The organism is Kribbella sp. NPDC005582 (genome assembly GCF_040605415.1).
Classification (GTDB): Bacteria; Actinomycetota; Actinomycetes; order Propionibacteriales; family Kribbellaceae; genus Kribbella.
This window is the reverse complement of sequence record NZ_JBEXCU010000001.1, coordinates 1,996,725-2,018,645: the sequence shown is the minus strand read 5'-3', so window position 1 is coordinate 2,018,645 and position 21,921 is coordinate 1,996,725. Positions and strand designations below refer to the sequence as shown.

Below are 21,921 nucleotides of genomic sequence, written 5' to 3'. Positions count from 1 at the left end.
GCGTGGACGTGTGGAGCATCATCGGGTGGGGCGGGTCCGCGGTCGTGGTGGTCTCGCTGCTGCAGACGCGGATCCTGCGGCTTCGGGTACTGAATCTGGTCGGCTGCGTCGTCCTGGTCGGCTTCAACCTCGTGATCGGCGTCTGGCCGATGGTCGGCATGAACGCCGTCCTGGCGGTCATCAACATCGTCCACCTCTGGCGGCTGCTCCGGCACCGGCATGACGACGCCGAGTACGAGGTCCTCCGGGTCAACTCCGACGACGCCTACCTCGGTCACGTCCTGGCCACCCACAGCCGCGACATCACCCGCTTCAACCCCGGCTTCGTCCTCGGCGCGAGCCCGTACGCGTTCCTCGTCCAGCGCGGCGAGTCCACCGTCGGCGTCGTCCTCGCCCACGACGCCGGTGACGGCCGCGCCCAGATCGACCTCGATTACGTCCTCCCCGCCTACCGCGACTTCACCCCCGGCGAGTTCGTCTACCGCCGCAGCGACGTCTTCACCGACCAGGGCTTCCGCCAGGTGCTCGCCTCCCCCCGCATGCGCGACTCCGCGCCGTACCTCAACCGCCTCGGCTTCCACCCCGACGGCGAAGCCCTCGTCCTCGACCTGGACTAGAAATGTCGATCGGGTGCCGGTGAACTCGTCATCGTCACATGATCAGCATTTTTCAGAGCGTCACCCTGGACGGCGTCATGCAGGGCCTGGGCCGGGCCGACGAGGACACCCGCAAGGGCTTCACCCACGGCGGCTGGGGGAACGGCTACCAGGACGAAGTCTCGATGGCCTTCGCCGGCGAGGGGATGGCCAAGGAAGGCTCACTCCTGTTCGGTCATCGCACGTACGACGACCTGGTCGGCTGGTGGATCCGGAACCCGGAACCGAATCCGTTCACCGAGGTCCTGACCAACACCCGCAAGTACGTCGTCTCGCGGTCGGCGGACACGACGCCCGCCTACCCGAACTCCACCCTGCTCGTGGGAGAGGCGGTCGAGACGGTCGCGCAGATCGAGGGCGACGTGATGGTGCTGGGGTCGGGTGAGCTGGTGCGCTCGCTGCACGCCGCCGGGCTCGTCGACGAGTACATTCTGCTCATCCACCCGATCGTGCTCGGCTCGGGAACCAAGCTGTTCGGCCCTGGTGACCGGACGAATCTGAGCCTGCAGCGGACGATCCCGACCACGACCGGCGTGATCATCGCCCAGTACGCCGCCACCCGTTGAGGAGGTCGCGATGCGCTACACGCTGTTGATGCACTACCAGGAGAACGACGCGGAGTCGCTCGGCGCCGAGGTGATCGAAGCCGGGATGCAGGCGTTCGCCAGCTACGCCGCGACCCTCGAACAGGCCGGAGTGCTGATCGGTGGCGAGGTCTTGCAACCGTCGGTCAACTCCACCACGGTGACGCGCGCCGAGGGTCGGCTGCGGATCCAGGACGGCCCGTTCGCGGACACCAAGGAACAGCTCGGCGGCACGGTCGTCATCGACGTCCCCGATCTGGACGCCGCGATCCACTGGGCCGGGCAGGCTCCGCCGGCCCAGTGGGGCACGGTCGAGATCCGGCCCGGAGCGACGTACCTCGTGGACGGCGTGTGGGTTCCGAATCAGTGAACCCCGCCGAGCGAGCGGCCGCGCGGGCCGCCCGCACGTCGTACGGCCGGCTGGTCGCGTTGCTCGCCGCCACGACCGGTGACCTCGCGCTCGCCGAGGACTGTCTCGCCGGCGCGTTCGAGCAAGCGCTGCTCAGCTGGCCGGACGGAGGCGTCCCCACCAATCCCGAAGGGTGGCTGCTCACCGTGGCCCGCAACCGGCAACGCGACGTGTGGAAATCGTCCGCGCACCGCACCACCGAGCCGCTGGAGCTCGCGACCGAGCTGGGCCGCGATGCGATCTCCCCGCTCGACGACCTCGACCCCGACGCGATCGGCGACAAGCGGCTCGAACTGCTCTTCGTCTGCGCGCATCCCGCGATCGATCCGGGCATCCGTACGCCGTTGATGCTGCAGACCGTGCTCGGGTTCGACGCGGCCCGGATCGCGACCGCGTACGCCGTACCGGCGGCCGGTACGGCGCAACGGCTGGTGCGGGCGAAACGGCGGATCAAGGACACCCGGATCCCGTTCGCCGTTCCGGATCGGCACCGCATGCCGGACCGGCTGCCCGCCGTACTGGAAGCCGTTTATGGTTGCTACGCGATCAGCTGGTCGGCGCAGGACGAGATGGCTGACGAGGCGCGTCGGCTCGCGGTGACCCTGGCGAGCCTGCTGCCGGCCGAGCCCGAGACCTGGGGCCTCGCCGCGCTGATCACCTTCTCCCTCGCCCGCGCCGCGGGTCGCAGCGAGAGCTTTGTTCCGCTCGACGAACAGGACGTCAGCGGCTGGGACGCGGACCTGATCGCCGAGGGCGAGGCGTACCTGCGGCGTTCGTCGGCGACAGGTACGCCGGGCCGGTTCCAACTCGAGGCTGCGATCCAAGCCGTGCACTGCGCACGAGCCCGGACCGGCCAGACCGACTGGTCTGCGTTGCACACGCTTTACTCGGCACTCGTGACGATCGCCCCGAGCCTCGGCGCACAGGTCGCCCTGGCCGCAGTCACCGCACAGACCTCATCGCCGGAACAGGCGTTGGCAATGCTCGACAGTTTGTCCAGGGTCGATCGGTTCCAGCCGTTCCATGCGACGCGCGCCGAGCTGCTGGCGCGCGTCGGTCGCTTCACCGAGGCGGCCGCGGCGTTCGAGGCGGCAGCCGCGCTCACCGACGACGAGCAGCTCCGGGACTACCTCCTGCGGCGGGCCCGTCGTACGGACTAGAGGTCCTTGGCGAAGCAGAGCGAGGCTGTCTCGGTCTCGTACGGCGGGTACGGCGGGGTGGGGGTGTAGCCGTGGTTCGTGTAGAGGGCGAGGGCTTGGTGCTGGTGGGGGCCGGTTTCGAGGCGGAGCCGGGTGAGGCCGGCGGTGCGGGCCTGGGACTCGACCGCGTCGAGCAGGACGCGTGACAGGCCCCAACCGCGGGAGGCAGGCTCGACGTACATGCGCTTGAGCTCACCGAGGGTGGGGGTGATCGGCTGGAGGCCGACACAGCCGACGGCAGCACCGGCGACGAGGAGCAGGGTGAAGGCGATGTCGGGGTGCAGGGCGACCTGGGGTTGGTCGTCGCCGTAGACCGCGGCCAGCTCGGCCTGCTGCGCGGCGGCGAGGGCTTGTACGGCGGGATCGGTGCCCGGTACGGCGCGGAGTTCCAGGTCCTCGATCATGCGTCCGGACGGTAGCAAGACGCCGTGACGCAGCTGTTTCGGATTTCTCTCCGGGCGCTCGGAGGGCAGTGAGCACCGGAGGCTCCGATCCGGGCGGGGCAGCGCCCGGATCGGAACCGGATCAGCGGTAGATCCGGAGATCCGCCAAACTCCACCAGTGGTCGCTGGTGCTGTTCGCGGTGATCCGCAGATAGCGCGCGTACGACGGTTTCAGCTCGACCGTGGTGAGCTGGCCGGTCGACGTACCGGCGACCGGGTGCGACCAGTGCTGACTATCGTTGCTGACGGCAACTGACCACGACGCGGCGAAGTCACCGATCTGACCGCCGCTGTCGAGTGCGACCTGGCGGAAGACCTTCGACGAACCGAGGTCGACCTGGATCGACTGGCCCGGCGCCTGCGCGGTCTTGCTCGACCAGACGGTCGAACCGTCGGCGTCGATCGCTAGTGCCGCCTCGGCGTCGTTCACAGACGCCGTTGCGGTCGCGCCGGCCAGCGAGACCGGCGTCGGGGCGGACGGTCGCGAGGACGGCCAGGTGTACGTCGCGATCGAACCACCGGGCAGTTCGTACTCGAACGACTGGTCTCCGACCGCGACAGCGAACTTCCGTGGGTCGTCGTTCTCGTTGTGCACCACCAGTGCGGTCGACCCGTCCGGGTTCCGGAAGGCGGCCGACATCAGCTGCCCGTTCCATCCGGTCGTCCCGTACGACGTGCTTCCGATCCGCACCGCGCCCGGCTTCACGAACTTCGCCAGGTGGCCGATCGTGTAGTACTCGGCGTCCGTCGTGACCGTGCCATCGGTCTGCAGCGTGACGAGCCCGGTGCAGGTCCCGCAGCCGCCGAGGTGCGGACCGCCGGTGGAGTCGAGCGCGATGTTCCAGTTCACGACCGACTTCGCCCAGTTGCGAGTCGTGCCGAGCATGAGGTTGCGCGCGTGCCAGGTGAGCGTGCCGCGGAAGATCTGCGGCGGGGTGTCGTTCGGCCCGTGCGAACCGGAGCACTCGGTGAACCAGATGCCCTTGTCCGGGAAGGCGTTGTGCAACGCGGTCTGAGCCGCCGCGTTGCCCGAGTAGCAGTGGTACGCCGTACCGGCGATCCACTTGGCGGCCGAGGTCCGAAGCAGCTTGTACGGGTAGTCGGTCTCCGGGTCCTCACCGGGCGGCGTCGTACCGATGTCGCCGGGGTGGGTCGACCAGTTGTGGTCGTAGCCGAGGATCTTGGTTCGCGGGCTGGCCTTGTGCAGCAGCGGACCGAGCCGCGAGATCACCTCAGCCTCCTGACGAACCGGTACGTCGGTCCCCGGGTAGCCGCCGGGTTTGCGGTTCTGCGGCTCGTTCTGGATCGCCAGGAAGTCGACCGGTACGCCGGCCTTCGTGTACGCCTGGACGAACTTCACCAGATAGCGCGCATAGGCGTCGTACACCTGCGGGTCGTCCTTGAGGCGACCGCCGACGAGCGAGTCGCCGGTCTTCATCCAGGCCGGCGGGCTCCACGGCGAAGCCATCACCTTGAGCGCTGGGTTGAGCTGCTTGGCCCGACGCAGCAGCGGCAGCACCTGCTGCTCGTCGTGCTTGATGCTGAACTGCTTCAGCGCGAAGTCCGTCTGACCGGGCGCGACGTCGTCGAACGTGTAGTGCTCAGCCGCGGCGGTGAAGTCGGAGGAACCGACAGGCTGCCGCAGGAAGCTGACGCCGATGCCCTGGCGCGGATCGAACAGCTTCCGCATCGTCTCCTCGCGGAGCGCCGGACTCAGCCGGTAGAGCACGTCCGCCGACGAGTCGGTGATCGAGGCGCCGAAGCCGTCCATGCTCTGGTACGTCGTCCGCGGGTCGACCATGATCGTCGTCAGGTCGCTGCTGTCGCGTTGAAACGCAACCGGGGCGCGCTCATGGAGGAGCTCGGTGCGGTCGGGGGTGGTCACCCAGACGCGAGCCTGGGTGGTCGGGTGGTGCGCCTCAGCGGTCGGCACGGTCAGCAGACCGGTAGTGAGCGCCAAGGCGGTGGCGATCATCGGTGTTCGCATCGCACTCCTCAGGGGTGTGAAACACAAGTGCAACAAACGCCCTCAGGAAACGATCTGTGGCGAGCTCTGTCAATGCTCCGCCGCTCCCGGATAAGGTGCCGAGCGTGAAACAAAGCGATGTAACAAGTGCCTAGGCAGCGCGCAACGGTGCGCGAGGTCGCGGCCGCGACCGGAGTGTCGACCGCGACGGTCTCCCGGGTGCTCAACCAGCAAGGCAGCGTGGCGCCGGAGACTCGCCTCCTGGTCGAGCGTGCGGTCGAGGAGCTCGGCCTGCGCGCGCCGACTCCCCGCGGCGGTACGCCGAAGCCTGTCGCCGGCGCGGTCTACGTGCGCTGTCCGTATGTGCTGACCGACTACTTCGGTCTGATCGTCTCGTCCATCGCCGAGACGCTCGACCGGCACGGCCGCCAGGTCGTGCTCAACGCCGGCGAAGCCGCCGCCCACGAGCCGGTCCTGTCCCGGCTGCCCTCGCAGAGCGGTCTGGCCGGCGCGATCCTGATCCTGCCGCCCGAGTCGAGCGACGACCTCGTCCGCCTCGGCTCCCGCCGCTTTCCCTTCGTTGTCGTCGACCCGCGGACCTCGCTCCCGCGCGACATTCCCTCGGTCTCGGCCGCCCACCACTCCGGCGCCCGCCAACTGACCGCGCACCTGACCGCCCTCGGCCACACCCGGATCGGCGTCATCGCCGGTCCCCGCGAGTGGCTGGCCGCCGACGCCCGCCTCTCCGGCCACCACGCCGCCCTCGCCGATGCCGGCATCCTGCCCAACCCAGAGCTCGTCCGCCACGACCACCCCACCACCCCCGACGGCTACCGCGCAGCCCAAGACCTGCTCGCCCTCACCCCCCGCCCCACCGCCCTGATCGCCTTCAACGACAAAGCCGCCGTCGGAGCCCTCCAAGCCGCCACCGCCCAAGGCCTCTCCGTCCCGCACGACCTCTCCATCGCCGGCTTCGACGACCTGGACCTCAGCCGAGCCACCACCCCACCCCTCACCACCGTCCGCCAGCCCCTGGCCGAAATGGGCCGCATGGCGGTCTCCCTCCTCACCCGCCTCCTGGACCGCCACACCCTCGAAGCCCTCCACGTAGAACTAGCCACCGAGCTAGTAGTCCGCACGTCCACGGCAGGAGCCCCATAGCTACCCGCCTCCCACGTCTGTGGGCATGCGGCCGGGAGGGTAGGCGGAGCTTCTCGCCGCTGCGGCCGTTTGTTGTGTACGCGAGCCCGGCAGTTGTGGTTGCGGTGGGCTGTGGCGGGCGACGCTTCCGACGGGCGCGGGTGGTGTGAAAGGTTGAAGACATGAGGATCGGGATTGCCGGGATCGCCATCGAGTCCAGCACGTTCTCGCCGCATCGCGCCGGCGCGGACGACTTCGACGTACGGCGTGGTGACGCGTTGCTGCAGCGGTACGACTTCCTGGAGAAGGAGTGGGCCGACGGCGTCGAGTGGGTGCCGTTGGTGCATGCCCGGTCGTTGCCGGGTGGTGCTGTTGTCGCCGAGTTCTATGACGATCTGTCGGCCGAGATCATCGAGCGGATCGGTACGGCGGGTGACCTCGACGGACTGTTCTTCGACATCCACGGCGCGATGAGCGTGGTCGGCCGGGAAGACGCTGAGGGCGACCTGGCCACTCGGGTGCGGGCAGCACTCGGACCGGACGTGATGATCTCGACCTCGATGGACCTGCACGGGAACGTGTCCCGCGAGTTGGGCTCGGCCGTCGATCTGATCACCTGCTACCGGATGGCGCCGCACGAGGACGCGATGGAGAGCCGCGAGCGGACCGCGCGCAACCTTGTTGAGCGGCTGCGTTCCGGACTGGGCAAGCCGAAGAAGGCCTGGATCCAGGTGCCGGTGCTGCTCCCCGGCGAGAAGACCTCGACCCGGATCGAGCCCGCCGCCTCCATCTACAAGCGCGTCGGCGAGATCGCGGACGAGCCCGGCGTACTGGATGCTGCGGTCTGGGTCGGGTACGCCTGGGCCGACGAACCGCGGTGCCGTGCGGCCGTCGTCGTGATGGGCGACGACGAGGCGCTGATCACCGAGCGGGCGACCGAGCTGGCCAAGGCCTACTGGGATGCACGCGCCGACTTCGAGTTCGTGGCACCGACCGGGACGCTGCACGAGTGCGTCGAGGCCGGATTGAAGAGCACCGCACGGCCCTTCCTGATCAGCGACTCAGGTGACAACCCAACCGCAGGTGGCGCCGGCGATGTCTCGTGGACGCTAAGAGAGCTGCTCACGATCGAAGACCTGACCAGCGGCCGCGCGACCGCGATCCACGCCAGCATCACGGACCCTGATGCCGTTGCGGCCTGTGTCGCGGCCGGCGTCGGCAACCCGATCAGCGTGGCCGCGGGCGGCAAGGTCGACTCCGGTCCCGCGGGCCCGGTCGAGGTGACCGGCACTGTCTTCTCCCTCACCGAGGACCCGGTCGGCGGAACCGTCGCCGTGATCCAGGTCGGCGGACTGCACGCCATCCTCACCTCACGCCGCAAGCCGTACCACCACCTCGCGGACTTCACCCTGCTCGGCCTCGACCCGGCCGGCACCGATCTCGTGATCGTGAAGATCGGCTACCTCGAGCCGGAGCTCTACAACCTCGCCGCCGACTGGCTGCTCGCCCTCACTCCCGGCGGCGTCGACCAGGACCTGCTCCGCCTCGGCCACCACGGCGTCGTCCGCCCGCTCTTCCCCTTCGACCCCGACATGCCCGCCCCGGACCTCAAGCCGGAACTGATCTAGAGCTTGCGGAGGGTTTGGAGGGCCTCGAGGGTGTGGTCGACGAGTTCGTCGGCGGTCAGCGGGCGATTGGCCTCGGGGAGGCTGGACCACTCGATCGCGAGGTCCTCGGCGTAGCTGAGCCAGGCGTGGATCCGCAGGTACTCCACCGAGGAGCGGTTGTCGGCCACCTCCGGCGTACCGAGGAAGGTGAGGATCCGGCGGCAGAGGCCGACCCGGGTGTCGTCATAGACCTCGACGGCGTAGTCGTCACCGCCGGCGGCACCGCGGACGAATGAGATGTACGCCGTCCGCCGGCGCTCGATGAACGCGACAAACTGCACGAGCATCTCGCGCAGCGCTTCTTCGGGCGGCAGGTCCTCGGCGGGCTTGGTGACGCGGAGCAGCCGGCGACCGGCGGCCGAGATGACGGCGACGTAGTAGTCGCGCTTGCTCGGGAAGTAGTGGAACAGCAGGCTGCGGGAGATTCCGGCCTGGCCCGCGATGGCGTCGATCGACAGCTCGTGGATCGGCTGGTCGCGCAACATCATCAAGCCGATCTTGACGAGCTGCTTCTTCCGATCTTCCGCGGTCAATCTGTTGTCCACGCTGTTGAGCATTGCTCAAGACCTGCGCTACGGTCAAGCCGTACCCGGCGGTACCCCGCCTGGTCACCCTCGGAAGGAGTGCGATGGGGTTCGAACCGTCCGCCCGTGCGCAGGATCTGATCGGGCGGGTCGAAGAATTCATCCGGACCGAGATCGACCCGGTCGAGACGGAGCTGCATGCCGCCGTCCGGGCCGCCGCCGATCCGTGGCAGCCGCAGCCCGCGTTCAAAGAGCTGCAGGCCAAGGCCCGTGCCCAGGGTCTGTGGAACCTGTTCCTCCCACCCGCCGAGCCTGGCAACGAGCAGTACGGCGAAGGTCTGCCGAACCTCGACTACGCCCCGATCGCGGAGCTGACCGGCCGGTCGTTCATCGCGCCGTACATCTTCAACTGCAACGCGCCCGACACCGGCAACATGGAAGTGCTGCTGCGCTACGGCAACGACGAGCAGAAGAAGCAGTGGCTGGAACCGTTGCTGGACGGCACGATCCGGTCCGCGTTCTGCATGACCGAGCCCGGTATCGCCTCGTCGGACGCGACCAATATGGCCGCGACCGCGATCGTCGAGGGTGACGAGGTCGTCCTCAACGGCCGCAAGTGGTGGAGCACCGGGGTCGGCAACCCCGAGTGCGAGCTGCTGATCTTCATGGGCCTCACCGACCCGGACGCCCACCGGTACGCGCGGCACACGATGGTGCTGGTCCCCCGCAACCACCCCGGCGTGAAGGTCGAGCGGCTGCTGCCCGCGATGGGCCGGTACGACGAACCGTTCGGCCATGGCGAGGTGTCGTTCACCGATGTCCGGGTGCCGGCGAGCAATATCCTGGTCGGCCCGGGTCGTGCCGTCGAGATCGCCCAGGGCCGGCTGGGTCCGGGCCGCGTGCACCACTGCATGCGGCTGATCGGCCTGGCCGAGAAGTCCCTCGAGCTCGCGTTGCAGCGCGGTACGAGCCGGCAGGCGTTCGGCAAGCCGCTGGTCAACCTCGGCGGGAACCGGGAGCGCATCGCCGACGCCCGGATCGCGATCAACCAGGCCCGGTTGCTGGTGCTGCAGACGGCGTACCTGCTCGACACGGTCGGGCTCGCGGGTGCGCTCAGCGAGGTCAGTCAGATCAAGGTCGCCGTACCGCGGATGGCGCAGGACGTGATCGACATGGCGATCCAGCTGCACGGCGGTGGCGGACTCTCCGACGACACCCCGCTCGCGGCCGCCTGGACCAGCGCGCGAGCACTCCGCCTGGCCGACGGCCCGGACGAGGTGCACCGCGGTGTCGTCGCACGCATCGAACTGGCTAGCTACCTCGCCGTCCACAAGGAGGAAAAGGCATGAGCCGCGTACTCGTCACAGGTGGAGCCAGCGGACTGGGAGCGGCGCTGGTCGCGCAGTTTGTTGCCCAAGGCCACCAAGTGCTCCGCACCGACGTCGGTACGACGTACGACGGCGACGACGGTCCTTATCTGCGACTCGACGTCCGCAATCCCGCCGACTGGGAGGCCGCGGTCGCCTGGTGCGACGAGCACTGGGACGGTCTCGACATCCTGGTGAACAACGCCGGGATCGCGACCGGCGGCCGGATCGACGTCGAGACCCTGGACGAGTGGGACCGCGTCGTCGACATCAACCTGATGGGCGTGGTCCGCGGCTGTCGCGCGTTCACACCGGTGTTCAAGCGGCAGCGATCGGGCTACATCGTCAACACGGCCTCTGCGGCGGGGCTGGTCCACCCGCCGATGATGAGCTCGTACAACACAGTCAAGGCCGGCGTGGTCGCGCTCTCGGAGACGCTGTCGCACGAGCTGCGCCCGTTCGGCGTGACGGTGTCGGTGATCTGCCCGTCGTTCTTCCGCACCAATCTGGCCGATTCGCTCCAGGGTGCGGACGACGCCATGCGATCGGCCGCGCGCCAGCTGATCGACAAGTCGCCACGAACTGCCGACGACATCGCGGCGGTCGTGCTGGCCGGGATCGCTAAGAAGCGCTTCCTGATCATCCCGGACCGGCCCGCGCGGGCCGCGTATCTGACCAAGCGCTGGGCCCGTCCGCTGTACGACCGGCAGATGCGCAAGGTCGCGACCAAGGCTCATCGACGCGCGGAAGCTGCCGCCCCGCGCGCAGACACAGCCTCCGCCGCGGAATCGCCGACCGGCCCCACACATGGGTGATGGTGCTCGCGCGGTCCGCGACGAGGACGCCTTCGACGTCGCCGCGATGGACACGTGGTTGCGGCAGCGCACTGAGTTGGCGACCGGACTACCCGAGGTCAAGCAGTTCTCCGGCGGCGCGTCCAACCTGACCTACCTGTTGAGCTATCCCGGACACGATCTGATCCTGCGCCGCCCACCGGCCGGGACCAAGGCGAAGAGCGCGCACGACATGGGCCGCGAGTACCGGATTCAGGCCGCGTTGAAGCCGGTCTTCCCGTACGTCCCGACGATGGTTGCCCACTGCGCCGATGACGCGGTGATCGGTTCGGAGTTCTACGTGATGGAGCGGGTCGCCGGCACGATCCCGCGCCGCTCCGAGCTCGGCGTCGACCTGACGCCCGAGCGGACCGGCCAGCTCTGCCGCACGTTGATCGATCGACTTGTCGACTTACACGAGGTCGACCCCGCCGCGGCCGGCCTCGCCGACCTCGGCCGCGGTGCCGGGTACGTCGGCCGCCAGGTCAGCGGCTGGTCCGACCGGTACCGCAAGGCGAAGACCTGGAACGTGCCGAGTTACGAGAAGGTGATGGCGTGGCTCGCGGCGAACCAGCCGGCCGACGTCCGCACCTGCGTGATCCACAACGACTTCCGGCTGGACAACGTCGTACTGGCTCCGGACGATCCGCAGCGAGTGGCCGGCATCCTGGACTGGGAATTGGCCACGCTCGGCGATCCGCTGATGGATCTCGGCAGCGCGCTCGCGTACTGGGTGCAGGCCGATGACGACTGGGCGTTCCGCCGGTTCCGCCTACAGCCGTCGGACGCGCCGGGGATGCTGACCCGCGCCGAGGTCGTTGCCTACTACACCGAGCGGTCCGGGCTGAAGCCGGAGAACTGGGCGTTCTACGAGGTGTTCGGTCTCTTCCGGCTGGCGGTGATCGCGCAGCAGATCTACTACCGCTATCACCACAAGCAAACCCGCAACCCACGCTTCAAGAACTTCTGGCTCCCGGTGAACCTGCTCGAGCGCCGCTGCCGACGGATCATCCGGCAGGCCTGATGGCGGTCATCTATCTCGTCCGGCATGCGCAGGCGTCCTTCGGTGCGCGGGACTACGACAAGCTGTCCGATCTCGGTGAGCGGCAGGCGGTTGCTCTTGGCAACGTTCTGCGTACTCGCGGAGTGCGGCCGGAGCTGGTCGTCTCGGGATCGATGCACCGGCACGCGCAGACGGCCGAGCTGGCAGGATTCGCTCCGGAGATCGACCACGGGTACGACGAGTTCGACCACGACCAGGTGATCGTCGCGCACAAACCGGCGTACCGGGTGCGGGCGCTGATGATCGCGGACCTGGCCCGGACGGGGAACCCGAAGCGGGCGTTCCAGCAGATGTTCACCGCGGCGACCGACCGCTGGATCGACGGCAGCGACGGCTACACCGAGACGTTCCAGGCGTTCTGCGACCGCTCCGAAGACGCAGTACGGCGTACTGCCGGGCGGCTGGGCAAAGGGGAGACCGCGCTGGTCTTCACCTCGGGCGGACCGATCGCGGCCGTGGTCAGCCGGCTGCTGTCCGATGGCGACGGACTGTGGCCCAAGCTGAACCCGGTCACGATCAACACCGCGATCACGAAGGTCGTGTCCGGTCGCAGCGGACTGACTGTGGTCAGCTACAACGAGCACGGCCACCTCGATCAGCAGGAGCTCACCTACCGATGAGACGGAACATCTTGATCACCGGCGCGAGTGCCGGACTCGGCGAGGAGATGGCGCGGCAGTTCGCGGCCAAGGGACACAACCTCGCGCTTACCGCGCGGCGCGAGGACCGGCTCGCCGCCCTTCGCGACGAGATCCGCGGCAAGCATCCCGGGCTCACCGTCACGATCCACAAGCTCGACGTGACCGATGACGAGCAGGTGTTCACCGTCTTTCGCGAGGCCGACAAGGCGCACGGCCAACTCGACCGGATCATCGTGAACGCCGGCATCGGCAAGGGCGCGGCGCTCGGCACCGGCCGGTACGACGCCAACCGCGAGACCGCGATGACGAACTTCGTCGGCGCGCTCACCCAGGCCGAGGCAGCGCTGGAGCTGTTCCGGGAGCGGAACGCCGGGCATCTCGTGTTCATCTCCTCGATCGGCGGCCTGCGCGGCCTCCCGCGCTCGATCACCACCTACGCCGCGACCAAGGCCGGGCTGGCCTCGCTCGCCGAAGGACTGCGGATGGAGTTCCTCGGCCGGCCGATCAAGGTCAGCACCATCTATCCCGGGTACATCCGGTCGGAGATGAACGACCGGGTGCAGAACACTCCGCTGATCGTCGACACCGTGCCCGGAGTGCGGGCGATGGTCGCCGCCATCGAGGCGGAGAAGCCGAAGGCCTACGTGCCGGCCTGGCCGTGGGCTCCGCTGTCGTGGGTGATGCGCTTCGCCCCGCTGCCGTTGGTGAAGAGGTGGATGTGACTCGCTGGGGTCTGACCGTTCCGTTGACCGGGGTGCCGTTGCGTGACCACCGGCCGTTGATCACCGAGCTGGCGGCGCTCGGCTACACCGATCTGTGGTCGGCCGAGGTGGCCGGCGCGGATGCGTTCACGCCGCTGGTGCTCGCGTCCGAGTGGGACGACCAGTTGCGCTTGGGGACGGCCGTCGTACCGGTGCATACGCGGGGACCCGCTGCGCTGGCGATGAGTGCGGCGGCGTTGGCCGATCTCGCGCCCGGGCGGTTCGTGCTCGGGATCGGGGCGTCGTCGGAGACGATCGTGACCGGGTGGAACGGGATCGCGTACGACCCGCCGTACGCGCGGACTCGCGACGTACTGCGGTTTCTGCGGCAGGCGTTCGCGGGGGAGAAGGTCGACGGGACGTTCGACAGTTTCACGATCAACCGGTTCCGGCTGGAGAAGGCGCCGGATGTGCCGCCTGCCCTGATGCTTGCGGCGCTCCGGCCGCAGATGCTGAAGCTTGCCGCGCGGGAGGCCGACGGTGCGATCACCAACTGGCTGTCCGCGGACGACGTTCGCCAGGTCCGCGCCGAGCTCGGCCCCGACAAGGAGCTGGCCGCCCGGATCTTCGTCTGCGTCACCGACGACGCCGAGATGGCCCGCAACATCGGCCGCTACCTGATCGCCACCTACCTGACCGTCCCCGGCTACGCCGCCTTCCACGACTGGCTCGGCCGCGGTCCCGCGATGAAGCCGATGCGCGACGCGTGGGCGGCCGGCGACCGCAACGCCGCGATGGCCGCCGTACCGGTTGAGGTTCTCGACTCGCTGATCGTCCACGGTACGGCGGAAGAGTGCCGAGCCCACATCGATCGGTACGCGGCGAACGGCCTCGACACCCCGATCATCGCCACGCTGCCGACGGGTACGAGCCTGATCGAGACCGCCCGAGCCCTCGCGCCTAGGGGCGCAGAAGGAACGACTTCACGCACGGCCGACCAGTAATTTCCACCACGAGGATCCCGCCGGCGGCCGCATCCCTCATGCTGCCGCTCAGGGAGAACACCTCGATCGGCCCCGCCTTGCTGACCGCAGCCTTGCTGACCGTCAGCGAAGCCGGCTGCCGCACGAACTGCCGCATCACCACCGGAATCGACTGCTTGGTATCCGCACAGGCGAGCGCCGTCGCGCCGTCGGCATCGTTCGCGTTCAAGCGCGCCGCGAACCGCGCCGCGACCTGCGCCGAGTTGCTCGGAGCCGGCGTGACCGGGAGAGGCTTGACCGGAACGGGCTTCGCCGTGACCCTCGGCTTCACGGAGGTGGTCGGCCGCGGCTTGGCCGACGTGGTCGAGTTCGGTTTCGCGGACGTCGTCGGCTTCGGCGGCGGCGCGACCGAGGTGACCGGCGCCGGTGGCGGCGTCGATGGATCCGGCTTGATGCTCGAGACCACCTTGGTGGCGACATAGACGCCGGTACCGAGCACCGCGATCAGCAGCACCAGCATCAGCGCGATGAACAGGCCGGCGCGGTTCTTCCGGGGCGGGCGGCCGTAGTCGGGGGCGGCGATTCCGCCCGGCGGCGGGTAGCTCACAGGCGATGCTCCTTGAGCCAGTTGGTGGCCCGCCGGTTCGAGGCCCGCGACAACCAGGCGTCCTGAATGATCTCGGCCAGCTCCTGCTTCGACAGCTCACCGATCCGGCTCGCCCGCACCAGCACCGACGGGTGTCCGTCGAAGTGCGGCGTACTGAAGAACGGCGTCGCCGCGTCGGCGATCAACGCCAGCTTCTCGTCCTCGGACTCGGTCCAGATCATGATCACGTCGTCGTACTTCTCCCCGGTCTCCGGATCGACGGCGTCGGGCCGAGCCGTCCGGAAGAATACGAACGACTTCCCCCCGATTTGATACACCGGCCGCTCGGTCCCGTCGTCCCGCTCCCACACCGTCACGAACGGCATCGACCGAGCAATCGCATGCACGTCCGCCACCCGAGCCCGCCGCTCCGCCATGGCCCGATCGTACGGCGGGCTGTCGGTCCCGACCGCTAACCTCCCGCGCATGCTGCCCATCGCAAGACCGCTCGGTCCGGACGCCGACGGACAATGGGTACGCCGGTGGCTGTCGCCGGAGTGGAACCGCCTTGTCGATGCCTGGGTGGCGGAGCGGATTGACGGCCGGATCATCGGGGAGCCGCTGACCTACCGCGCGAGGCTTTGGTCCGTGACCAGGTGCTATCGCACGAGTGGCGGCGTGGTGTGGTTCAAGGAGAACAATCCGGGGCATCGGTTCGAGGCTGGGCTGGTGGACGAGCTCGCGCGGTTGGCGCCGGATCAGGTGATCGTGCCGCTGGCGGTTGACCGTGAGCGTGGGTGGTTGCTCGCGGCGGATCATGGGCCGACGCTGTGGCATCGCGATGTGGCGGACCAGGCGACGCGGCGCAAGGTCGTCGAGGCGCTGGCTCAGCTGCAATGCGCCGTACGGAAAGAGCTCGAGCCGCCGCCGGGGATGGTGAGGCTGGCACCGTGTGAGGCTGGCGATCGGCTGCGGGAGATCGCCCGGGCGTGGGCGGCGCTGCCGTCCGGGCATCCGCTCAAGCTGGGGGCCGGGGAGCTCCACCGGGCTGAGGCCGCGGCCGACGCACTGGACGAGCGGCTGGCGTCGCTCAGCGACAGCGTCCCGCTCGGCCTCGAGCTCAACGATGTCTACGCGGCGAACGTCTTCGCCGCCGGGCCACGCTTCTTCGACTTCGGCAACGCGATCTGGGGACACCCGTTCGTCTCCCTGCACAGCTTCCTCGCCTCGGTCGTCGAGTGGACCGGCGCGCCGCTGCCGACCAAGGATCGTGAGGAGCTGTACGCCATCTATCTCGCCCGAACAGGTGGTCCGCGTGCCGAGCTGGTGGCGACCGAGGCGCTGGAGCGCGTGCATCGGCTCGTCAGTTGGGTGCGGTTGATCCCGCACGCCGACCTGGTGGAGCTCCGCGCGCGGGCCGAGATCCCGCTCAAGTACCTCGCGGAAGCCACAGCGTGAAGACCGACCCTTCGCCGAGTTTGCTGGTGACGGTGATGCGGCCTTGGTGCGCCTCGACGAGGTGTTTGGTGATGGCCAAGCCCAGGCCGCTGCCGCCGGTCGAGCGGTTGCGGGACTGCTCCGCGCGGTAGAAGCGGTCGAACAGATGCGGGAGGTGCTGGTCGGCGATGCCGGTGCCGCTGTCGGTGACGGTGAGGTTGTAGCCGTCGGCGACGCGGCGGACGCCGACGACGACGGTGCCGCCGGTCGGGGTGTAGCGGATCGCGTTCGAGACCAGGTTGCCCAGGGCTTGGCGCATGCGGGCGCTGTCGATCGAGGCGACGGCCTCGGCCGGTACGTCGGCGGTCAGCGTGATGCCGGCGGTCTCGGCAGCCGGGCGGTGGGCGAGGACGACTTGCTGGGCGAGCTCGCTCAGGTCTCGCGGGGCCGGGTGCAGGCGGAGCATGCCGGCGTCAGCCAGCGCGAGGTCCTGCAGGTCGGCGACGAGGTGTTCGAGCAGGCCGGTCTCCTCCAGCAGCGAGGTGACGAGCTCTCCGTCGAGCGGTACGACGCCGTCCTCCGACGCGACCAGGTAGCCCTTGATATTGGCCAAGGGGGTTCGGAGTTCGTGGGCGACATCGCTCACCATGGCCTTCCGCTGGAAGTCGCTGCGCTGAATGGATTCGGCCATCGCGTTGAACGCGTGCCCGAGTCGCGCGACCTCGTCCTTGCCGGTCACCGGCACCCGCGCCGCGTGGTCGCCGTTCCGCATCCGCTGCGCCGCGCCGGTGAGCGCGACGATCGGCCGGACCAGCCGGCGTCCGGTCAGCAGCATCACCAGCGCCGCGATCAGCATCACGCCGAGCGCGGTCGCCGCGGTACGGAGCATGCCTTCACCGGAGAAGACGTTGAAGGCGCTCTTCGAGCCCAGATAGAGCTTCGCCGTCGGTGCCACGTACGGCGCCATGGCCTGTGATTGCGCGTTCGTTACGCACTGGACGAACTTGCCGTCGCGGTCCTCATACCCCTCGGCAGGCGTGACCACCTGCAGACCGTCCGGCGACGCGGCGCGGGTGAACGGAACTCCGGCAGTCTGCAGGCATTCGGAAGCCCGCCGGATCTGATCGTCGTTGACCAGCTTCGCCTTGGCGCTCGGCGCGTTCAGCTCCTTGGGATAGCAAGGATCCAGCCCGTCGTCGCTCTGCACCGCCAACGGAGCGGACGGCTGGACGGAGGCGCCGCCCGAAGCAGCGGAGTCGATCGCCACGAGCGGCCGGCCCGCACTGACCGTGATCGAGGCCCCCAGCCCGTTGGCCTGGTAGCAACGGTTCGCCGCTTCCGCGAGCAACTTGCGCTGCGCCTTCTCCGTGTCGCTGAGACCCCACTGCGAGTCGAAGGCCGAGAAGGTCGCTCGCGTGACGGTTGCCATCGGCATCATCGGTACGGCGACCGCCCGCCCCGACACCTTGGCCGACGTACCGGAGAACGCCACGCCGCCCGAGCCCCGGGCGTCAATGGTTGCCGCAGGCACCGAAGGAAGCTCCGGTGCGGCGCCGAGCATCCGGGCCGAATCCGCGATCACCGTGCCGTCGGGCTTGGTGAGCGCGATCCGGCGCCCGGTCTCGTCGGCGAGTCGATGGACCTCTTTGTCGACACCGGACCAGCTGGTGTGGTTCATCGCGTAGTCGCTCAGTTCGGCGTACACCTGACCGTCGACCTGCAGCTGGCCGGTGTTCGCGTCGATCTCGCCCTGGAGCTTCTCCTTCGTGCTGTACGTCGCGATCACCGCGGTGGCGAGCACCGCGCCGAGCGCGACCGCGAGCGAGAGGCCGAGGAACCGGACCAGCAGGCTACGACGCATCGGACACCACCTTGTCGGCGAGCTTGTAGCCCACGCCGTACACGGTCCGCAGGTACGCCGATCCGCCCAGCTTCTTCCGCAGATTCATCACATGGACGTCGATCGTCCGGTCGAACACGTAGTGGTCGAAGCCGAATGCGTGCTCGAGCAACTGCTGCCGCGAGTACGCCCGCCCGGGTGACGCGGCCAGGCACGCGAGGATTTTGAACTCCGCCGGCGTCACCTCCACCAGCTCTCCGCTCAGCCGCACCTCATGCCGGCTCGGGTCGATCTCCAGCTCACCCACGCGGTACACCTCACCCTCGCCGCGGTTCCGCGTGCGCCGCAGTACCGTCCGCACTCGGGCCACCAGTTCGCGCGGGTTGTACGGCTTGGTCAGATAATCGTCTGCACCCAGATCCAGCCCCAGCAGCAGGTCGTCCTCGGTGGACCGCGCGGTCAGCATGATGATCGGAACATCGCCGTCGGCCCGGAGCACCCGGCAGACGTCCAGACCGTCGACCTTCGGCATCATCACGTCCAGCACCAGCAGGTCGGGGCTGCGCCGGCGGGCCTCGTCGATGGCGGCCCGGCCGTCGTGCACGACGACGGTCAGATGGCCCTCCCGCTCGAGATAGCGCCGGATCAGCTCCGCCTGTTTCACGTCGTCTTCGGCAACCAGGATCCGGGCAGGCATGTTCCCCAATGTCCCTGAACATCATGAGAATCCGATGAAGATCGACTGAGAGCATCGAGTGCAAACCGGTCCTTCACAGGTTCTTCACGGCCCGGGCGGCACGCTCCAGCCCATGAGAACCTCACGGACCGCACTTGCCGCCCTGGCCGTTCTGGCGCTGGCAGCCTGCGGGAACAACCAGGACAAGGCGCCGGTCGCCGGCGACAGCAAGAGCGACAAGAGTCCGCTGGCCGAGTACATGGGCGACGGGTTCGTCAGTTCCGGCGGCGGGATGATGCGCGCGACCCGGGCCGGTGGCTCCGGAGAGTCGACCGAGGAGGATCTGGCCAAACAGCGCAAGGTCGAGGACTCGATCGTCGCCTGTATGAAGACCGCCGGTTTCGAGTACGTCGCCGTCCCGCCGGAGCAGAAGACGAAGGGCAAGTTCGCCGAGGCCTTCGACCTGCCGCCGGACAAGTTCGCCGAGCAGTACGGCTATGGCATCAGCACCATCGACTGGTCCAAGGCCGGCGCCGAGGACAACGCGAACGACCCCAACAAGAAGATCCGCGACGCCCTCTCGAAGACCGCACAGACGGCGTACGACGACGCCCTCAACGGGAAGGGCGCCGGCAACGGTACGGCGATCGCGATCTCACCGCAGGACGCGGGCAAGCCGATCGACATGGGGTGCCGCGGGAAGGCCTTCACCGAGGCGTACGGCGACCCGGCGAAGCACCAGGACGACTTCAAGAAGTACGAAGGCCTGTTCAAGGACCTCGAGGCACTGAACAAGCGGGTCAACAACGACCAGCGGGTCGTGGACGCCACCAAGGCCTGGTCGGACTGCCTGGCCGACGCCGGGCACGCCGGCTTCACCAAGATCGAGGACCCGCGCGCCTCGATCCAGAAGAAGCTGGACGAGCTGACCGGGAACAAGCCCCAGGACAAGCCCGGTAGCGGCCCGAACGTGACGATCGGCGGACCGCCGTCGTTCGACAAGGTCGACGCGGCGAAGCTGGGTGACCTGCGCAAGGCCGAGACCGAGCTGGCCGTGGCCGACCAGAAGTGCAAGGCCAAGTCGTACGACGCGCAGTTCAAGACCGTGCAGTACGAGCTGGAGAAGGAGTTCGTCGCCCAGCACAAGGCGGAGCTCGAGGCGTACCGCGACGGAATGGCGAACCGGTGACCGCAGGACCCAAGTCGCGGCGGCAGATCCTGGTCGGGGTGGCTGCGCTCGCGGCCACCTCGCTCGGGGTCGGCGTCGTGGCCGGCGCCCGGATCACCTCGCCGGAGGACGCGGCCGCGAAGACCGCCCCGCCGAAGGCGTCCCAGATCACGGTGCCGGTCGAGAAGAAGGCGCTGGCCAGCAAGGTGGTCGGCCGTGGTGACGCGTCGTTCGACGGCGCGGTGAACATCCGCGTCGAGACCAGCGGCCTGACCACTCCGGCGATCGTGACCGGTAAGGTGCCCGGGGTCGGTGCGACCATCACCGAGGCGAAGGCGCTCCTCGAGATCGTCGGCCGGCCGGTGATCGCACTGGCCGGCGTCCTGCCGATGTACCGGTCACTCACGCCGGGCAGCAAAGGGCCCGACGTACTGCAGCTGGAGCGGACGCTCGACCGGCTCGGGTTCGACCCGGGCAGTGTCGACGGCAAGTACGACTCCGGTACGGCGCGCGCCGTACGGGAGCTGTACGAGAAGGCCGGGTACGACGCGCCCGAGGCGGATCAGCAGCTGAAGGATGCCGCGGAGCAGGCCAAGAAGGCGACCGACGCCGCGAAGAAGGCGCTCCGGCAGGCACAGTCGCAGCTCGCCCAGGCCAAGAAGGCCAAGGCGCCGGACCTCACCGTCCAGAAGGGCGCGGTCACGGACGCCAAGGAAGCGCTGGAGGACGCCCGCGAGGCGCAGGACGAGGCCGAGCTGAAGGCGGAGACGCCGCTGCCGGTCGCGGAGGTCGTCTACGTGAAGTCGCTGCCGCGCCGGGTCGACAAGGTGAACGTCGAGCGCGGCGGTACGGCGAGTGGCGCGGTGATGTCGGCCAGCGGTGCGGCCCTCGTCGTCACGGTCAAGGTGGATGCGGCCGCCGCGGAGCACCTGAAGGCCGGGATGACGGCCGAGCTGACGCTGGGCGACGGCTCGACTGTGAAGGCGAAGGTGAAGCGCCTGACCCGCAAGGGCGATTCGTACGACGTTGTCGTCGGGCCGGACAAGCTCACTCCGAAGCAGCTCGAACAGCTCCGGGACGCGAACGTGAAGGTGACCATCCCGGTGAAGAGCACGAACGGCAAGGTGCTGACCGTGCCGGTCGCGGCGCTGTCGGCCGGTTCGGACGGCGGCTCCCGGGTCGAGGTCGTGCGCAACGGCAAGACCGAGCTCGTGCCGGTCAAGGTCGGGCTGACCGCCGACGGATACGCCGCGGTGACGCCGACCGGTGACGCCAAACTCGATGCGGGCGACCAAGTGGTGGTCGGCAAATGAGCACCTCGCTCGCAGTCGCGCTCCCAGCGCCCGTGGTGGAGATGATCGGCGTCCGCCGAGTCTTCCCCGGACCACCCGAAGTCGAGGCGATCCGGGACGTCGACCTCGTGATCCGGCAGGGCGAGTACCTGTCGATCGTCGGCCCATCAGGCTCCGGCAAGTCCACATTGCTGCATTTGCTCGGGCTGCTGGACAACCCGAGCAGCGGCGTCTACCGCCTGGACGGCGTCGACACGATGAGCCTTCGCGAGCGGCGACGCGCCGTACTGCGCGGGGAGCGGATCGGCTTCGTCTTCCAGTCGTTCCACCTGCTCGCCCACCGCACCGTGCTCGAGAACGTCGCGCTCTCGATGGTGTACGTCGGAGTCCCGCGCCGGGAGCGGATGGCCCGAGCCCGGGTCGCGCTGGAACGCGTCGGGCTCGCGCACCGGATGGAGTTCGGCCCGTCCACGCTCTCCGGCGGTGAACGCCAACGCGTCGCCATCGCCCGGGCCCTGGTCGCCGAACCCAGCCTGCTGCTCGCCGACGAACCCACCGGCAACCTGGACAGCGTCAACGCCGAAGCCATCCTCGAGCTCTTCGACGAACTGCACGCCGGCGGGATGACGCTCGCCGTCATCACCCACGACGACCACGTCAGCCAACGCGCCCAACGCCGCGTCCGCATCGTCGACGGGACGCTCCAGTGGTGACCCCACCAGCAGGCCCCCCGGCTGATCCCACCG

23 protein-coding genes are annotated in these 21,921 nt (G+C 68.9%); 16 read left to right on the top strand and 7 right to left on the bottom strand.

The annotated features are described in order from the left end of the window. Positions 1 to 2: 2 nt before the first annotated feature. From ABZS29_RS10020 to ABZS29_RS10005, 4 genes are read left to right on the top strand one after another with little or no spacing between them, the layout of a single operon-like run. A complete protein-coding gene (locus ABZS29_RS10020) occupies positions 3 to 617 on the top strand; it encodes a hypothetical protein (RefSeq protein ID WP_355460317.1) in 615 nt (204 codons plus the stop codon). Between the two features lie 38 nt (positions 618 to 655). After that, positions 656 to 1,222, top strand: coding sequence for a dihydrofolate reductase family protein (locus ABZS29_RS10015; RefSeq protein ID WP_355460316.1), 567 nt, complete (start codon positions 656 to 658; stop codon positions 1,220 to 1,222). A gap of 10 nt (positions 1,223 to 1,232) precedes the next feature. After that, positions 1,233 to 1,610 (top strand): YciI family protein, encoded by a 378-nt coding sequence (locus ABZS29_RS10010; protein ID WP_355460314.1) that lies wholly within the window; start codon positions 1,233 to 1,235, stop codon positions 1,608 to 1,610. Continuing rightward, positions 1,592 to 2,809 carry a DUF6596 domain-containing protein gene (locus tag ABZS29_RS10005; RefSeq protein ID WP_355460313.1) on the top strand — a complete coding sequence of 406 codons (1,218 nt, stop codon included), beginning with the start codon at positions 1,592 to 1,594 and terminating at the stop codon, positions 2,807 to 2,809. Before ABZS29_RS10010 ends, ABZS29_RS10005 begins: the two co-directional genes overlap by 19 nt. Here ABZS29_RS10005 and ABZS29_RS10000 read toward each other — a convergent pair. Both ABZS29_RS10000 and ABZS29_RS09995 read right to left on the bottom strand, forming a co-directional pair. Continuing rightward, positions 2,806 to 3,252, bottom strand: coding sequence for a GNAT family N-acetyltransferase (locus ABZS29_RS10000; protein WP_355460312.1), 447 nt, complete (start codon positions 3,250 to 3,252; stop codon positions 2,806 to 2,808). The genes ABZS29_RS10005 and ABZS29_RS10000 overlap by 4 nt on opposite strands. 121 nt (positions 3,253 to 3,373) lie before the next feature. Next, positions 3,374 to 5,278, bottom strand: coding sequence for a glycoside hydrolase family 30 beta sandwich domain-containing protein (locus ABZS29_RS09995; protein ID WP_355460310.1), 1,905 nt, complete (start codon positions 5,276 to 5,278; stop codon positions 3,374 to 3,376). A gap of 126 nt (positions 5,279 to 5,404) precedes the next feature. Between ABZS29_RS09995 and ABZS29_RS09990 the strand changes: the two genes are divergently transcribed. Both ABZS29_RS09990 and ABZS29_RS09985 read left to right on the top strand, forming a co-directional pair. Next, positions 5,405 to 6,418, top strand: coding sequence for a LacI family DNA-binding transcriptional regulator (locus ABZS29_RS09990; protein ID WP_355460308.1), 1,014 nt, complete (start codon positions 5,405 to 5,407; stop codon positions 6,416 to 6,418). Between the two features lie 161 nt (positions 6,419 to 6,579). Further along, complete coding sequence (locus ABZS29_RS09985; protein ID WP_355460307.1) at positions 6,580 to 8,025, top strand: M81 family metallopeptidase; 1,446 nt, start codon at positions 6,580 to 6,582, stop codon at positions 8,023 to 8,025. Here ABZS29_RS09985 and ABZS29_RS09980 read toward each other — a convergent pair. After that, the gene (locus ABZS29_RS09980; protein WP_355460306.1) at positions 8,022 to 8,609 is read right to left on the bottom strand and encodes a TetR/AcrR family transcriptional regulator; all 588 of its coding nucleotides are present in this window, start codon (positions 8,607 to 8,609) and stop codon (positions 8,022 to 8,024) included. The two genes, ABZS29_RS09985 and ABZS29_RS09980, sit on opposite strands and share 4 nt — an antisense overlap. Before the next feature lie 83 nt (positions 8,610 to 8,692). On the opposite strand from ABZS29_RS09980, the gene ABZS29_RS09975 reads away from it, so the two are divergent. Genes ABZS29_RS09975 through ABZS29_RS09950 form a run of 6 tightly spaced genes read left to right on the top strand, consistent with a single transcriptional unit; the run spans position 8,693 to position 14,197 of the window. Continuing rightward, on the top strand, positions 8,693 to 9,937 hold the full coding sequence (locus tag ABZS29_RS09975) for an acyl-CoA dehydrogenase family protein (RefSeq protein WP_355460304.1): 1,245 nt from the start codon (positions 8,693 to 8,695) through the stop codon (positions 9,935 to 9,937). Then, positions 9,934 to 10,770, top strand: a complete 837-nt coding sequence (locus ABZS29_RS09970; RefSeq protein WP_355460303.1) for an SDR family NAD(P)-dependent oxidoreductase — start codon at positions 9,934 to 9,936, stop codon at positions 10,768 to 10,770. Before ABZS29_RS09975 ends, ABZS29_RS09970 begins: the two co-directional genes overlap by 4 nt. Further along, positions 10,763 to 11,812 (top strand): phosphotransferase family protein, encoded by a 1,050-nt coding sequence (locus tag ABZS29_RS09965; RefSeq protein WP_355460302.1) that lies wholly within the window; start codon positions 10,763 to 10,765, stop codon positions 11,810 to 11,812. The genes ABZS29_RS09970 and ABZS29_RS09965 overlap by 8 nt, the downstream gene beginning before the upstream one ends. Continuing rightward, positions 11,812 to 12,471 carry a histidine phosphatase family protein gene (locus ABZS29_RS09960; protein WP_355460300.1) on the top strand — a complete coding sequence of 220 codons (660 nt, stop codon included), beginning with the start codon at positions 11,812 to 11,814 and terminating at the stop codon, positions 12,469 to 12,471. The genes ABZS29_RS09965 and ABZS29_RS09960 overlap by 1 nt, the downstream gene beginning before the upstream one ends. After that, complete coding sequence (locus tag ABZS29_RS09955) at positions 12,468 to 13,214, top strand: SDR family oxidoreductase (protein WP_355460298.1); 747 nt, start codon at positions 12,468 to 12,470, stop codon at positions 13,212 to 13,214. The genes ABZS29_RS09960 and ABZS29_RS09955 overlap by 4 nt, the downstream gene beginning before the upstream one ends. Beyond that, positions 13,211 to 14,197, top strand: coding sequence for an LLM class F420-dependent oxidoreductase (locus ABZS29_RS09950; RefSeq protein WP_355460296.1), 987 nt, complete (start codon positions 13,211 to 13,213; stop codon positions 14,195 to 14,197). The genes ABZS29_RS09955 and ABZS29_RS09950 overlap by 4 nt, the downstream gene beginning before the upstream one ends. On the opposite strand, the gene ABZS29_RS09945 is transcribed toward ABZS29_RS09950, so the two are convergent. After that, positions 14,154 to 14,783, bottom strand: a complete 630-nt coding sequence (locus ABZS29_RS09945; RefSeq protein ID WP_355460294.1) for a hypothetical protein — start codon at positions 14,781 to 14,783, stop codon at positions 14,154 to 14,156. The genes ABZS29_RS09950 and ABZS29_RS09945 overlap by 44 nt on opposite strands. Then, complete coding sequence (locus ABZS29_RS09940) at positions 14,780 to 15,199, bottom strand: hypothetical protein (protein WP_355460292.1); 420 nt, start codon at positions 15,197 to 15,199, stop codon at positions 14,780 to 14,782. Before ABZS29_RS09940 ends, ABZS29_RS09945 begins: the two co-directional genes overlap by 4 nt. 49 nt (positions 15,200 to 15,248) lie before the next feature. Between ABZS29_RS09940 and ABZS29_RS09935 the strand changes: the two genes are divergently transcribed. Then, positions 15,249 to 16,220, top strand: a complete 972-nt coding sequence (locus tag ABZS29_RS09935; RefSeq protein WP_355460290.1) for a hypothetical protein — start codon at positions 15,249 to 15,251, stop codon at positions 16,218 to 16,220. Here ABZS29_RS09935 and ABZS29_RS09930 read toward each other — a convergent pair. Further along, the gene (locus ABZS29_RS09930; protein WP_355460288.1) at positions 16,192 to 18,060 is read right to left on the bottom strand and encodes an ATP-binding protein; all 1,869 of its coding nucleotides are present in this window, start codon (positions 18,058 to 18,060) and stop codon (positions 16,192 to 16,194) included. The genes ABZS29_RS09935 and ABZS29_RS09930 overlap by 29 nt on opposite strands. Beyond that, positions 18,050 to 18,736 carry a response regulator transcription factor gene (locus tag ABZS29_RS09925; protein ID WP_355460286.1) on the bottom strand — a complete coding sequence of 229 codons (687 nt, stop codon included), beginning with the start codon at positions 18,734 to 18,736 and terminating at the stop codon, positions 18,050 to 18,052. Before ABZS29_RS09925 ends, ABZS29_RS09930 begins: the two co-directional genes overlap by 11 nt. Positions 18,737 to 18,848: 112 nt before the next feature. On the opposite strand from ABZS29_RS09925, the gene ABZS29_RS09920 reads away from it, so the two are divergent. The 3 genes from ABZS29_RS09920 to ABZS29_RS09910 are packed head-to-tail and all read left to right on the top strand — an operon-like array spanning position 18,849 to position 21,888. Next, on the top strand, positions 18,849 to 19,904 hold the full coding sequence (locus ABZS29_RS09920) for a hypothetical protein (RefSeq protein WP_355460284.1): 1,056 nt from the start codon (positions 18,849 to 18,851) through the stop codon (positions 19,902 to 19,904). Further along, a complete protein-coding gene (locus ABZS29_RS09915; RefSeq protein WP_355460282.1) occupies positions 19,901 to 21,196 on the top strand; it encodes a peptidoglycan-binding protein in 1,296 nt (431 codons plus the stop codon). Before ABZS29_RS09920 ends, ABZS29_RS09915 begins: the two co-directional genes overlap by 4 nt. Beyond that, a complete protein-coding gene (locus tag ABZS29_RS09910) occupies positions 21,193 to 21,888 on the top strand; it encodes an ABC transporter ATP-binding protein (protein ID WP_355460280.1) in 696 nt (231 codons plus the stop codon). Before ABZS29_RS09915 ends, ABZS29_RS09910 begins: the two co-directional genes overlap by 4 nt. The last annotated feature ends 33 nt before the right edge of the window (positions 21,889 to 21,921 follow it).